Origin of the sequence: Psychrobacter sp. FME5, assembly GCF_014861375.1 — a bacterium.
Taxonomy (GTDB): Bacteria; Pseudomonadota; Gammaproteobacteria; order Pseudomonadales; family Moraxellaceae; genus Psychrobacter.
The window spans coordinates 18,152-32,330 of sequence record NZ_RRYX01000010.1; the positions used below are offsets into that span (position 1 = coordinate 18,152).

Sequence of the window (14,179 nt, forward strand, 5' to 3'; positions counted from 1 at the left end):
TGTAGCAAATTTAACCCAATATGGGTGAGGTTGTTATGCTATGTGATTGGATTTTCATGCCTCATGATCGCTTACGTTTCGCACTTTCATTATTATGCTAAGCTACGTCTTATTTATCTAACTTTATAATAAATGGCGCACCAAAAAATATCAAAATCAAAGGCAGTATCTGACAATGACCACCACAATTTTTGCGACACATCATTATAATTATCCACAAAACTTCATCGAAATGAAGCCCAAACTTAAGCAGCTTGAACAGGCGATTAAAAAGCTTGAAGCCAATTTGATGAATGCTGATGCTAAGGTGCTAGATCAGCGTCTTGCCAGTCATTTGGGTTTGCAAGTCGATTACGCCAGTGAGCTTAATCCCAACCAACTCTTGGCCGCGACGACAATCGACGGTAAGGTATTGGTCATCGCTGGTGCAGGCTCTGGCAAAACCAAAACTCTGACCTATAGAACCAGCTACCTGATAGAAAATGGCGTGTCGCCAAAAGAGATTTTGCTATTAACCTTTACCCGTAAAGCCGCCAATGAGATTAAAGGTCGGGCTAAAACCTTGCTGGCAAGTTCTTTTTCTACCGACAATCTAAGTAACAGCAAAGCGCTAAACGATATCACTAGCGGTACTTTTCATTCTTTTTGCAATATGCTACTGCGCCAATACTCAGGATTGTTGGGCATCAATCCGCGCTTTACTATCTTAGATACGGGCGATAGTGAAGATGCCATCGATTTGATTAATAAAGAAAAAAAGTATCCGACTAAGATAACCAATCAAGCATTTCCGCGTAAAAAAACCTTGCAGAATATCTTTTCAACGTCTAGAAATCGGCGCATTCATATCCGCGAGTTAATCGAAAGTAGCTACCCTGATATCGCTGTGCACATTCCCATTATTGAGCAATTGGCGGTCGATTTTCATGAATATAAACGCGCCAATCATTTATACGATTTTGATGACATTATCAGCCAAGTAGTACGCCATTTAAAGCATAATGATACTTTTCGGCAGCTATTACAAAAGCAATATCGTTACATCATGGTCGATGAATATCAAGACACCAATATCCCGCAAAAAGAGCTAATCGACCTTATATGTGCACCTGCGTCGGTGTCGCTAATGGTCGTCGGTGATGACAACCAAAGTATTTATGCCTTTCGCGGTGCCAATTATGAGAATATCTTATTATTTGGCGAGAGCTATCCTGAAGCAAAGCTCATTAAGCTTGAGCAAAATTATCGCAGTACGCCTGCTGTTTTAGACTATATCAATGCCTTGTCCGCTCAAATCACCTTGGGCTATCAAAAGCAGTTGTACTCTGCGGTATCCGTAGACGGATTAAAGCCGGTATTTCGTCGTTTAAGCGATGAAACTAAAGAAGCGCGATATATCGCTGATAAAATTATAGAATTGAAAGACGACTACGATTACCAAGATTTTGCGGTATTGTGCCGAACGTCTTTTCAATCGAATTATGTACAGCTAGAGTTTATGGAGCGCAATATTCCATTTATCGTGGTAGGCGGCATTCGCTTTATCGAAAGACGGCATATCAAAGATGTCTTAGCCTTTGTCAAAATACTTTATAACCCCAATGATACCATTGCCTGGCATCGTATCTTAACCTTGTTTAAAGGCGTAGGAGCAGTGACGGCTACGCGATTGACTCAAGCGATTAATGTCGACAATAATTCCTTTGAGCCTTTATTAATGCCGTCATTCGCTAAAAAAAGTCCACAGCTTAAATCACTACATACGACTTTGACCAAAGCCAGTCAGGCAGAATCGGTCGGAAAAGTTATTGCGTTAATTTTAGAGTTTTATATTCCTATTTTAAAAACGATTGAAGAGAACTGGCGCGAGCGCAGCGAGGATTTTCGTGTCCTAAAAAACTTAGCCGCAGAGCATGATAGCCTTGATAGTTTTTTAGAAAATCTTGCTCTTGATCCGCCTAATGATTCGGTTGCTACCGTAGGCAAGGCTAAACAAGGTGAAGAAGAAACTGATAAAGTTACTATCTCTACTATTCATAGTGCCAAAGGGCTTGAATGGCCGGTGGTGTTTGTCAATTCATTGGTCGATGGTATGACCCCGCATTACCGCTCGCTGAGTGATTTTGAAGAATTGGAAGAAGAACGTAAGCTGTTTTATGTGGCTTGTAGTCGCGCAAAGAGTAGATTGTTTTTAACAGCGCCAGAGTATTTCTCAAGTTATTCAGGTTATTTCGACAAAGTCTCACGGTTTATTGCAGAGTTACCCGCTGATAAGGTAGTGGTCGAGACCAGCAACCAGACTATAGATGAAAATGATGATCCAGTGTGGTGGTGATTATTTATGGTTAATAATCCTAAATAATCACTACCACAACTAGCTCTATGAAGGTTTTAACTTAAAACTCTTTATCTAAGCATCAGCTTCTATATTAACCATTGGTTCTTCAACGGTATTGACCACTCTAGATTCGACGTATGAGCTGCGGTAAGACTGGTCGGTAGTGACGGGATAAATCTGTAAACGTTCCAGCTCTACCAATAAATCTTGAATGACTTCCTGTTTATGGGTGACAAAAGTAGAGGCAAAACAACGCCAGAATTTCCAGCCAGCACGCTCAAGGATACGCTGGCGTTGCATATCGCTTTCCCATTTATCAGGTCCATGATATTTATCACCATCACATTCGATAGCTAAGCTATTGTCCTCTTCACCTTCTACAACCATATCAATTCGGTAGGCACCTGCTTTAACTTGCGGAATAACTCGATAGCCTCTTTCAATGAGAATATCAAAAACCTCTTTTTCAAAAGGAGATTCACACTTATCACGCAAATCAGCGACTTGCTCTTCATCTTGCATAAACGGCGCTTGAAAGTGTTTGATGAGTTCTGCTCGATAATGGTCAGCTTGGCTAAGCTCGTCCAGCTCAATACTTCGTACCAAGTACATTCTATCGCGCGCTCTTGATGCGGCAACATTCATGCGCTGGGCGAAGGTGTCTCTCGTTTGCGCATGGGCAGCTCCTGGCGCAACGACCAATGACAAAAACATGATGTCGCGCTCTTTACCCTGAAAGGTTCTAGCATCACCGCAGGCAATATTAAAAGCAGTCATGACAGTTTCATCCAATTCTTTATTGAGCAACTCCATAATACTATGCGCCTGCTTATTGCCTAGTAACGAGACGACACCGATGGTTTTACCTTTATAAGCGGGGTCAGAAGCGATAATTTTTATTTCATCGACAATAAATCTGACTTCTGAAGGATTGATATCAGAGCCATTAAGCCGATAGCCATCCGTAACATAGACGTCAATCAATGGTGGATCTAAGCGCTCTGAAGGTTTTGCTTTACGTAAGGGTATTAACTCATGATTATAAAATTCACGTTTTGAGAACTCAATAATAGGCGCAACACTACGAAAGTGTTCTTTTAACATAACGGTGCTATCAGCAAAAACGACTTTAAATAAATCATATATTGAACGATCAGGTGACATTTGTGAACGATATACAGGCACTTGATTGCTCAAATACTGTGCCATCAGATTACGAATTTTTTCGATATCGAGACCAACGCCTTCTGGCGACACTTGCTTATCGTCACCAACGATTAAAACCTTTTTGGCTCTCATGATGGCTGGCAACGCTGTCAAATCAGATTGAGACGCTTCATCGATGATAACTAAGTCAAAGCTCCCGAACTCTGCTGGCAAGGACTCAGAAATACGATAATGCGGCATAATCCAACAGGGGATGGCAGCACTTGCGCCAGCAGAGGCTTCACGCGCTTCTCGGCGATAATAGTGGGCGCCTTTGCCTGTGCCTTTACCAATACGCATAATGGCGGAGCGGTATTTTTCTAAAGAAGCTCTAACGTTTGGCGTTGCATTTTCTGCGACTTTTAGCCACGCTCTTTTGGTGATAGCTCGTTGATAGAGTCTAGCTAAATCTGACTCTAAGCGGCTACGAGTTTTGGTTAGATCAACCAACTCTCTGCGCCCATCTGTGCTGTCTATAAAGCTCTTTAATCTATTAAGACGCCAAATTTGCTGCCAATTATCAGGCAATAAATTATCAGATAACAATGTATCGGGTAACAATTTATCTTCAGATTCAACACAAGGCTGACAACGCAATTGTTCCGCCCAGAGCGGTGCACCATTATTTTCAATAATCTCTGTGATGGCAGCGATAATCTCTAAATCTGTTGAAAGGTTATTTACTCTTTGTAGCTCATTTAGCAGATTTTCCCACGTTGTCTGTAATGCAGCATCAGACAACATCAGACTGCCGACTTGTTGCTTTAAAAAAATAACAAGTTTTTCACTAATGGCACCATTACAGTCTGCAAGCTCGTTAAGTAATGACTCTTTTAGCGTCAGGCTCTCTGCCAGACTATGTTTCTTTAACTGTTGCTCAAGAGTGTTTTTAATTTCAGCTAAAATATCTTTATTGTAATGCACGTTAGATAGAATATCCCAGTCTAAAAATATAGCGTTTAGAGCTTGTTTGATATTGTGCTGTAGGTTTCTGCTATTAATAATGTCTTCATATAAATAAACGGCTGAATTTAAATTAGATAAGCTATCAGGCACGACTTCAAATACAGGCAAAGACAGTTCGTTCGATAATGCATTCCAACGCACGATCAGCGCTTGTGACTTTTTCCTAAACGCTATAAAGCTCGATATATATTGCCAATCCTCTACGCTTGCGGGTGGTGTTGAGACTATCATAATAGCTTCAAGATTTTTCTTTTCGACCGACTTACCAAAAATCCCCGCGAGACCAAATGGTTTTTTGCCTTCAGATAGGTTTTTGACCGCACTAACAAGTTCTGGGTTTTTATCCAAGTCATCAGCCATTGTGATGGGTTTGGTTAAATAAGCCGTTCTTTCATTAAATAGAGATTTAATCTCATCGTTAAGGATGTTTAGATGTTGAATAATATCTTGCTTCGTCTGGTCATCTAAATGCTGCTGAATATTAGTTGTCCATTCCTGTCCAACCGCTTCCGTTTTTTGCAGAAGATCAATCAGATGGGAGGTGTTAGCAGCAGCTTCGTGAGCAATGCTTATAGTGTTAGCACTGTCGTCTACTAAACTTGGAGTCTCGCCTTGCTGCTCAGCTTTTTTTAATTCATTGGTATAAATCAAATCTTGGTGCAGTTGCTTTATCGTATTAATAGGCGGTATGTCGGCAACAGCAGGGATTTTTTTATCAAGATAATCCAAGTCAATGCCGAGCGTTATTCTTGCTCGTTTTAGCTCAGTAATATCGGCAGGAGTAAATCGAGGCGTAAAAGTATTTTCTATGCCTAATGTATCGGGGAAGCTTTCGATCAGTTGCCTGTTTTGAGCAACCTCAATTGCTGCGTCTATTGGTTTAATCGTTTCGCTATCCAGTACGATATCATCAAGATTTAACCGTGCCCAAGCGGTAATATTATTATCAGTGCTGGCCAACTGGGCATGAACGGTATCAACTTGATTATCTAGCATGACGATTTCTTTTTTGTAGACCTCGCGATTGATACTAGAAACTTCACTCGATATTTTCTTAATGGTATATTCGAACTGCTTTAACCCTTCATTTTCACTAGTCAATAGACTAACCGCTAGTGGTCGAATAGATTCAGGCAGTTGCTCTTGCAAGACTTTTAGAGCGGGGTCTTTCATTGAGGTGACCAAAACTCGCTTGCCCAGTGCTAAGTAATGACAAATAACATTGGCAATGGTATGCGTCTTGCCTGTACCAGGAGGGCCTTGAACGACCACACCATCGTGGACATCCAGTTGTTGTATGATTTGCACCTGCTCATTATTGAATGCTTTGGGGAAATACAACTCTGCTGGCGTGCCTACATAGTTATCACTGCCATCCACCATGGATAGACCACGATAAGCAGGTAGTATTATTTCTCTATTTTCTGTAGCAGGTTCTGTCAAGATGGCTGTTAGAGCGCTTGGTAAGTCAATACTATCAATGTTTTCGAGTGTGACCGCGAACTTAGCCAAGTCTTGCAAAAATATATTGTTACTTCTAGGGCGCGCCATAATCACCCATGTATCAGTGACGATAAGGTTATTCTGAGCCTTAGGTATTTTTCGCGCATCAGTACTTGTGTGCTCTGGCCAATATACGCCAGAAGAGTCAAGCAAGGTCACCGCTGATTTTAAGATAGGCTCATAGCTATTGGGCAAAAAAGGATTTAATACAACATCTTCTGACTCATAAAACTGTTTACAGTCTTTTAATAGTTTGGCCAACCCTTGATTCTCCTCCATAGAAAAAGGTTTGGTTTCAAATGTGGGAGGCGTTAGGCTAGGCTTTATGAGTAAAGCCATTGTTTTTTGATCTAATGCTATCTCGATAGTCTGGGTTAATAATGGATACTTTATTTGCTCGCTGTTTTGTTCATTATCAGTATTTTTTCGTACAGCAATACCAACACCCCAAACCAGCTCCAGTGATTCGTCAGCCAAATTGCCTTGCAGCATTTGATTGAGCTTAAATAGCTTTGCATATAAAGCAATATTTTGGCGTACAAGTTTTTCTTCTATCAGCCAAGGTTTCCAGATATTGTCGATATAACTTTTAAATTCATTTTGCAGCATGTCTCTATCAGAAAAATCTTTTAGGTAAATTTCTGTGGTTAATGAGTCATCTTCTAAAGCTAATTGCTCATCCTGATGGTCATCTTTAACCTCAAATGGGGTAAATGCTTCCTCATAATCTCTAATGCCATTATCTGCTAATTGGTGTGCCCTGATTTTTGCTTTCAATAAAGGTTGGTCGCTGAACTTTGTTGGAATATCCAACCAGCTTGCTAATAGCGCGCTGCTAGGTTGTGGGGCAGAGTTTTCACGTAAGCGCTCTAAACGAAGCCAAACATCCTCGGAGGTGTCGTCTGTGACATTGAGACTAATACCTGGCAAACCTATCACTTGCTCCTCAGTACAATTGAAATCGTTGTGTTTAACGAAGTCTTGAGTAGGAGTCTTTTTCATCAAAGCGCACTGCTTAATGAATTCAATCTGAGAGGCCAGTCTTTTTACGTAAATACTCATCTATTAACTCTTCCAAATCATCAAAAAATTAGCCCTGAAATCACTGACACTTCTTAGGTGTTATTTATAAGGTATTACTTATAAGCTGCTTAAATCATAAAGCACTTAGATTACTACTCATCCATAAACTAAAAACAAAGACCAAACTATAGCACAGAAATTAATAGTAATAAGTCGTATCTAGGCTTTTTAAAAATGAGCGCTGATTATCGCTATTCTTAGTATTAATGATTGATGAGTTATTAAATATAGGACTATATTTCAGCTAATTTATCTCACTATTCCTATCAAAAATACCTCTTAGAAAAACACATAACTAAAAGTGTTTAATGACAAAAATAATTATGAGATAAGGGTTTAATGTTTGGCTCAATGCGTTACTATTACCACCTTAGTCGTTATATCCATTTTATTAGACACTCTGTATTAAGACCTTAAAAAAGGACATGTTATGCGCTATGAAGTTATCGTTATCGGTGCAGGGATGGTTGGCACATCAGTTGCTTGGCATCTACAAAAAAACAATGCTCAAGTTTTACTTTTAGATAAGAAACTACCGGGTTCGGAGACTTCATACGGCAACGCGGGTTTGATTCAACGCGAAGCGATACATACGCATCCATTTCCGCGCCAGCTGACTGAAATGATACGGGTATTGCCGAACCAAGGTACCGATATTCGTTATCGAATTCCAGCGATCCTGCGTTATCATCAGGCGCTTTTGCAGTATTGGAAATACTCTACGCCCGCGTCAGTTAAGAAAATAGAAGCCGAATGGCAAACACTGATTGAGCATTGTACCAGCGAGCACCAAACCATGATTACCGCTTCTGGTGCTGACGAGCTGATTACTCGTGATGGTTGGTTGCAGCTACATCGCTCTGAAGAGACGCTTAAAGAAGCAATCGAATTGGCTATCGACGCTCGCAATCAGGGTGTCGAGCATAACGTACTGACGGTGGATGAGTTAAAAGCAATGGAGCCCAGCGCCAATTTTGATGGTTTCGTTGGGGCAATCCACTGGCTTAACTCTTGGCAAGTCTCCAACCCAAGCTCGCTAGTAAAAGCCTATGCGAAAAACTTCCAAGAGATGGAAGGTACTATCAAAGAAAGCAGTGTAAAAGAAATTGTCCAAGAAGAGGGCGGTTGGAAAGTTATTACTGATAACGAAACCTACTATAGTGATAAATTGGTCATCGCAGCTGGGCCTTGGTCCAATGATTTGATCAAACCACTGGGTTATAATCTACCATTGTTCCCGATGCGCGGTTATCATCAGCACTTTAAAGTGACTGAAAAAAATACCATCAATCACAGCATGTTTGATATGGATAAAGGCTTTGTCATGGGGCCGATGCAGCAAGGTATTCGTATTACGACGGGTGCTGAGATGACCACGATGAATGCGCCAAAGAACTTTGGACAATTAAAAACCGTTTTAAAACTTGCTCGCAAAATATTGCCCCTAGAAGATGCAGTTGAGAGTGAGCCGTGGGCAGGATCACGTCCTTGTATGCCTGATATGAAGCCAGTTATTGGTCCTGCACCTAAGCATGAGAACCTATGGTTTGCTTTTGGTCACAGTCATCAGGGCTTCACTTTGGGACCTATGACGGGCCGTGTCGTTGAAGAGATGATTCATGAGAAACCAGTATTGGTCGATATTAAACCATTTAGTGCTGAGCGCTTTTCTCGCTAAGTAGCCGTGAAAACGACCTGTTTGAATGTTTGTATATTCGAGTACTTTAATAAATTAAGGATAATAATCCATGAAAAAACTACACAGCAGTCAACGTATGAGTAAGATCGTTGTGCATAACCAGACCGTTTATTTATCTGGTCAAGTAGGCAACGCGGAGGACGATATCAAAGCCCAAACATTGACTTGTCTAGAGAAGATCGAAAGTCTACTGCAAGAAGTCGGTAGTGATAAGTCAAAACTACTCATGGCGACAGTATGGGTAAAGAGTATGTCAGATTTTGCGGCGATGAACGAAGTGTGGGACAAGTGGTTCGAAGGCGTTCAACCACCAGCTCGCGCTTGTGGTGAATCGGCGCTGGCTCGTCCTGAATTGTTGGTTGAGATTACGGCTATCGCAGCTGAGTAATTGCGCATTGTGATATTGGCATAGAATAAGAAAAGGACATGATAGAGATATCATGTCCTTTTTATTTATCAGTTCGCTCAAATTAAGAATCTATTCTCAACCTTAGTAATATGGGAGGCATCTCTTTTAGCAGATTTATTGATACATGATAATTTGCTATTAATGATTGCAATATGTGGGTTTCCATCACCAAAGTCAAAGTAAATAATAAGGTCGAAAAATAGATCAATAAAACAATCTAATTAATTTTATTGCACATATGTCCGACAATATTATACATTGTGTAGTTCTACTGTTATTATATACCAGCAACAAATTTGATGGTTTACTTTACATAAAGATGTATTCGAGGAGTGTGGTGTGGGAATAATAGGAATTGCTTTATTCTTTATTGCTTTAATCATTTGTCTTATTTACGGTATTAAGCTAATTATTATTGCGTTTCAAGAGTCGACCGCTTGGGGGCTCATGTATTTATTTGTACCTTTTGCTAATTTGTATTTTGTGTTTACCCGATGGGAAAAGACCAAGTCACCATTTTTAAAAACATTAATCGCAATTCCGTTTTTTATTATAGGTGCTATGCTCATGCCAATGCAGTCAGCCGTCGGATATTAGTTGATTCATTAATTGTTAAAAACTAGAGTGGGCGCTACTTGGGACTGATTAGCGTCCATTGATTTGTAGTTAGGAAATTAGTGTTGTATTAATATTCATGGCTATAGTTGCACCATAATTTAGCTGCATTAACCATCAACTATTCTTTCATGTTTTGACCCAAGCGCATGGCAGCGGCAATATTGGCAGCAGTCGTTTCTATATTGTCATAAGCATGACTTAGAACCTGATCGATGCTATCTATCTTTTGGATGCTAGGCACGACGACATCGAACTGGGAAGTCTGAGTAGGTGTTAGACCGTCAACGCTGCCACAAATAGCAATGACTGGCGTATGACTGGCTTTAGCAAGTTCACTGATACCACCTGCAACTTTACCCATCGCGGTTTGAGCATCAAGCTTGCCTTCGCCGGTGATGACCAAGTCCGCGTTGGCAATGTACTGCGCTAAGTTAGTCATTTCGGCAATCGTATTAAAACCTGATTTTAGCTCAGCTTGGCAAAAAGTCATTAACGCATAGCCAAGACCACCTGCAGCACCAGCTACTTGTTGATTGTCCTGATAGCCCTGTTGCTTACATACATTAGCAAAGTGATTTAATGAGGCATCTAATTGCTCGACTTGTTTAGCATCAGCGCCTTTTTGCGGGCCAAATATCAAACTGGCACCTAACAGACCACATAATGGGTTGGTCACATCACACGCCACCTCAAACACCGTATCAAGCACACTTGCATGGAATTTTTGGTCATCTATTCGCTGTAGTTTGATAAGCTCACCGCCACCTTGAGCCAGTGGCTTATCATAAATATCAAAAAACTGCATACCCAATGCCGCTAGCATGCCAAGCCCCGCATCATTGGTGGAACTACCGCCCAACCCGATAATGATACGTGTAGAGCCTTCGTCTAAAGCATCTGCAATCAGTTCACCGACACCATAGCTACTCGTGATGATAGGATTGCGTTCTGCCACATTTAGTAAATGTAAGCCACAGGCCTGAGCGATTTCGATCACTGCTGTGGCATCGGATAATAGTAAATACTTTGCGGTAATGGGTCGCATCAAGGGGTCATGGACGCGCACCTCTTTCCAGCGTCCACCCAATACATAAGACAAAACGGCAGAGGTGCCTTCGCCGCCATCAGCCATAGGCAATAGAGTATAGTTAGCATTTGGAAACACTTGTCTAAATCCAGATTGGATAGCGTGACAAACGTCTAATGCCTCTAAGCTTTCTTTAAACGAGTCGGGAGCGATTAAGATTTTCATTTTATACTCTACAAACCTGCAGGTTGGGGTGGTTCAATTAGCTTAATCTTATCATCATAAATTGGTTAATCTGCTAACATAGACGCCTATTTTTTTATAACGATTAGGATTATTCATTGAACACCTAGATTAACACACCAAGTGCAACGCTAAGTAATAGAATAGAACATCTGGTTTGGCGTTTTAAACCCCAAACGCTTTCTTGGTCTGTTGTTTAACCTGTCTTCAATGTTTTGAACCTCATCATCAGATACTTGTCTAAAGTCACATCCTTTAGGCAAGTACTCTCTAATCAAGCCATTGGTATTTTCGTTTGTTCCTCGTTGCCATGAGGCATAAGCATCAGCAAAGTAGAACCCACTATAGAGTCTTTGCTTAATGGCTTTATGATCCGCAAATTCCTTGCCATTATCGGACGTAATCGTCTTAACGTGTAGTTTCACTGGAGTTAGCATTACCACCATCGCATCCGCGACCAGATGAGCACTCTTTTTAGTCACTCGCTTCATCTTAACCAAACCTGTCTTTCGCTCTACCACTGTCACGATAGCTTGTTTGTGGTTTTTACCAATGATGGTGTCTGCTTCCCAATCACCGATGCGGGATCGCTCTTTTACTACATGAGGGCGCTCATGAATTGAGATCCTGTCATTAATACGCCCACGAGTCTCAGTGGTAAGCCTTTGACGATAGGGTTTGGCTTTGCGTCTTAAATATTGCCATAGCGTGCCGCCTTGCCTCTTATCCGTCCATAAGTAACGATAGATACTCATGTGACTGACTCCACTATGAACGCCTGCTATTTGCTCAGGACTCCACTGCAGTTTAAGCTTAGTCACGACCCAGTCCCAGACGTTTAAAATGATGGTGAAGGCATTATTTGCTCGCCTCGCTTTAGCGGTGTTGTCTGCATGCTTTGCTCGGTAGCCTCGTAGGCTTTTATTGCGTCTAAGCTCTCTTGATATGGTGCTGGGACTTCTGCCTAACGCCCCTGCTATAAATTTAATACTATGTTGTGCCCCTCTAAGGGCATAAATCTGATATCGTTCCTCTAGGCTTAGATGTGTATAGCTCATGGTTGCAATCTCACTTTGGCGGTGGATAGTAGCTTTGATGCTAGCGCATCTAGGCCTCTTTTTCACCTGCTCTTTGATATTGCACTTCATGTGTTAATCTAAGACACATTTATCGCTCCTATTATTCCCAATATAAAAAATAGCGACTTACGTCAACAGCTGCAGCAAATCATAGACCAAAAAACCAAACCGCTTGGTGCATTAGGACGCTTAGAGACATTAGCGTTGCAACTGGGGATGATTCAAGGCACCACCACACCGCATATTGAGCAGCCACAAATTCGAGTATTTGCTGCCGACCATGTCTGACCAAGCATGGCACATCAGCGTTTCCTAGTACTGTTACTGCGCAGATGGTTATTAACTTTTTGCAGGGTGGCGCTGCTATCAATGTACTCGCACGCCAACATGATATTGAATTAAAGGTCGTTGATGCAGGGGTAGATGCCGACTTTGGCAACTCTATTTTTAAAAACCATCCGAAATTGCTTGATTATAAAGTCCGTCGCGGTAGTCGTGACGCGCTAACAGAACCCGCGATGACAGAGGATGAATGCTTAGCTGCGCTTGAAAGTGGTAAGCAAGTGGTGGAGGATATACCCGGCAATTTGTTGATTGTTGGGGAAATGGGCATTGGTAACACCTCAGCGGCCAGTTTATTGTTGGCGAGACTAGGAGGTTTATCCATTGAAGATTGTATCGGGCGCGGTACTGGTCTTGACGATGCAGGGTTACAGCACAAGGCAATTATTTTAACGCAAGTCTTAGAGCGTCATAGTGACGCCAACTCACCATTGCTCGCATTGGCGGCATTAGGCGGGCTAGAGATTGCTATGATGGCAGGTGCGCTGGTGCAGGCAGCCAGTGAACGACGTATTCTTTTAATCGATGGTTTTATTGCCAGCGTCGCGTTATTAGTGGCGGAGCGTTTAGCGCCAGGTGTCGTTCAGTACGCTGTATTTGCACATCATTCTGTCGAGCCGGGGCATGCGCATTTATTAAAACTACTAAATGCTGAGCCGCTACTTAATATGGGTATGCGTTTAGGTGAGGGTAGCGGTGCGGCGTTAGCGTACCCACTATTACAATCAGCTTGTGCCATTATCAATGAAATGGCAAGTTTTAGTGACGCAGGTATTAGCGGAAAAAATAACTGATGACACAATCAAAAAATCACTCAACATCGCCAAATAATCCTTTACCTAAACCATCTATTGTCGAGTTTATAAAATATGAATGGCGCCTAGTATTGGTTGCTATCCAGTTTTTAACGCGATTGCCAGTACCGCAACTTACCCATTATAATCCGCAATGGTTGCACGAAAGTAGTCGCCATTTTCCCGCAGTAGGTTTGCTCGTCGGTTTGCTTTGCGCTGGCGTATTTTGGCTTGGCAGCGTCTTATTTACCCCATTAGTTGCGGCGGTAATAAGCACCGCTTTCGGGATTAAATTAACGGGTGCTTTTCACGAAGATGGGCTTGCTGATAGTTGCGATGGTCTAGGTGGTGGTCTAACTCGCGAGCATACCTTGACTATTATGAAAGACTCGCGCCTAGGCACTTATGGTGTATTAGGTTTGGTGTCCGCGTTATTAATTAAAATTAGTTTATTGGCTTCTATGCCGATATTTGTTGCTATCGTTGCCTTGATTGTTGGACACACTGCTTCACGCTTGTTGTGTATTAGCTTACTTACTTTGCTGCCTTATGGTGGTGAGATTGAGCATGCCAAGGCCAAACCTATGGCGCAGCAGTTAACGCCATTACAAGGGTTATATAGCAGCGGCTGGTTGCTATTAGCACTTGGTCTAGTCACGTTTATGTTTCCCTATACGATGCAGCAGATCGGCTTTGCTCAATGGCTATTGGCATTAGTATTAGCGCTGATAGCGACAGATTATATGCGGCGATTATTACGTAGGCGTTTAGATGGTTATACCGGTGATGGGTTGGGTGCGACGCAGCAAATTAGTGAAATCGCTATTTATGTAGGACTCGCTGCCATTGTGTCATTCATATAAGGTTTAAAG

General features: G+C 41.7%; 10 protein-coding genes. 7 read left to right on the plus strand and 3 right to left on the minus strand.

Annotated elements, in window-relative coordinates; genetic code table 11:
* Positions 1 to 175 precede the first annotated feature (175 nt).
* Complete coding sequence (locus tag EI161_RS02915) at positions 176 to 2,335, plus strand: ATP-dependent helicase (RefSeq protein ID WP_192528951.1); 2,160 nt, start codon at positions 176 to 178, stop codon at positions 2,333 to 2,335.
* A 75-nt stretch (positions 2,336 to 2,410) separates the two neighbouring features.
* Here EI161_RS02915 and EI161_RS02920 read toward each other — a convergent pair whose 3' ends face one another.
* Positions 2,411 to 7,015 (minus strand): AAA domain-containing protein, encoded by a 4,605-nt coding sequence (locus tag EI161_RS02920; RefSeq protein WP_225735198.1) that lies wholly within the window; start codon positions 7,013 to 7,015, stop codon positions 2,411 to 2,413.
* Positions 7,016 to 7,526: 511 nt separating this feature from the next.
* Here EI161_RS02920 and EI161_RS02925 point away from each other — a divergent pair.
* From EI161_RS02925 to EI161_RS02935, 3 genes are all read left to right on the plus strand, one after another.
* Complete coding sequence (locus tag EI161_RS02925) at positions 7,527 to 8,774, plus strand: NAD(P)/FAD-dependent oxidoreductase (RefSeq protein WP_192528953.1); 1,248 nt, start codon at positions 7,527 to 7,529, stop codon at positions 8,772 to 8,774.
* A 70-nt stretch (positions 8,775 to 8,844) separates the two neighbouring features.
* Positions 8,845 to 9,183 (plus strand): RidA family protein, encoded by a 339-nt coding sequence (locus EI161_RS02930; RefSeq protein WP_192528954.1) that lies wholly within the window; start codon positions 8,845 to 8,847, stop codon positions 9,181 to 9,183.
* Positions 9,184 to 9,543: 360 nt separating this feature from the next.
* Positions 9,544 to 9,801 (plus strand): hypothetical protein, encoded by a 258-nt coding sequence (locus EI161_RS02935; protein ID WP_192528955.1) that lies wholly within the window; start codon positions 9,544 to 9,546, stop codon positions 9,799 to 9,801.
* A gap of 139 nt (positions 9,802 to 9,940) precedes the next feature.
* On the opposite strand, the gene EI161_RS02940 is transcribed toward EI161_RS02935, so the two are convergent.
* Together EI161_RS02940 and EI161_RS02945 are read right to left on the minus strand one after the other, a co-directional pair.
* Positions 9,941 to 11,074: a glycerate kinase gene (locus EI161_RS02940; protein WP_192528956.1), complete on the minus strand. Its 1,134-nt coding sequence runs from the start codon at positions 11,072 to 11,074 to the stop codon at positions 9,941 to 9,943.
* A 149-nt stretch (positions 11,075 to 11,223) separates the two neighbouring features.
* On the minus strand, positions 11,224 to 12,150 hold the full coding sequence (locus EI161_RS02945) for an IS30 family transposase (RefSeq protein WP_192528957.1): 927 nt from the start codon (positions 12,148 to 12,150) through the stop codon (positions 11,224 to 11,226).
* A 171-nt stretch (positions 12,151 to 12,321) separates the two neighbouring features.
* Between EI161_RS02945 and EI161_RS14935 the strand changes: the two genes are divergently transcribed.
* From EI161_RS14935 to EI161_RS02955, 3 genes are read left to right on the plus strand one after another with little or no spacing between them, the layout of a single operon-like run.
* A complete protein-coding gene (locus EI161_RS14935) occupies positions 12,322 to 12,459 on the plus strand; it encodes a nicotinate-nucleotide--dimethylbenzimidazole phosphoribosyltransferase (protein ID WP_318779359.1) in 138 nt (45 codons plus the stop codon).
* Between the two features lie 44 nt (positions 12,460 to 12,503).
* Positions 12,504 to 13,307 carry a nicotinate-nucleotide--dimethylbenzimidazole phosphoribosyltransferase gene (gene cobT / locus EI161_RS02950; protein WP_263973703.1) on the plus strand — a complete coding sequence of 268 codons (804 nt, stop codon included), beginning with the start codon at positions 12,504 to 12,506 and terminating at the stop codon, positions 13,305 to 13,307.
* Positions 13,307 to 14,170, plus strand: coding sequence for an adenosylcobinamide-GDP ribazoletransferase (locus EI161_RS02955; RefSeq protein WP_192528958.1), 864 nt, complete (start codon positions 13,307 to 13,309; stop codon positions 14,168 to 14,170). The genes cobT and EI161_RS02955 overlap by 1 nt, the downstream gene beginning before the upstream one ends.
* Positions 14,171 to 14,179 lie beyond the last annotated feature (9 nt).

Coding starts and splice junctions, on each gene's coding strand:
- EI161_RS02955 (WP_192528958.1), top strand. CDS start 13,307: ATGACACAATCAAAAAATCACTCAACATCGCCAAATAATCCTTTACCT.
- EI161_RS02930 (WP_192528954.1), top strand. CDS start 8,845: ATGAAAAAACTACACAGCAGTCAACGTATGAGTAAGATCGTTGTGCAT.
- EI161_RS02940 (WP_192528956.1), bottom strand. CDS start 11,074: ATGAAAATCTTAATCGCTCCCGACTCGTTTAAAGAAAGCTTAGAGGCA.
- EI161_RS02945 (WP_192528957.1), bottom strand. CDS start 12,150: ATGAGCTATACACATCTAAGCCTAGAGGAACGATATCAGATTTATGCC.
- EI161_RS02920 (WP_225735198.1), bottom strand. CDS start 7,015: ATGAAAAAGACTCCTACTCAAGACTTCGTTAAACACAACGATTTCAAT.
- EI161_RS02925 (WP_192528953.1), top strand. CDS start 7,527: ATGCGCTATGAAGTTATCGTTATCGGTGCAGGGATGGTTGGCACATCA.
- cobT (WP_263973703.1), top strand. CDS start 12,504: ATGGTTATTAACTTTTTGCAGGGTGGCGCTGCTATCAATGTACTCGCA.
- EI161_RS02915 (WP_192528951.1), top strand. CDS start 176: ATGACCACCACAATTTTTGCGACACATCATTATAATTATCCACAAAAC.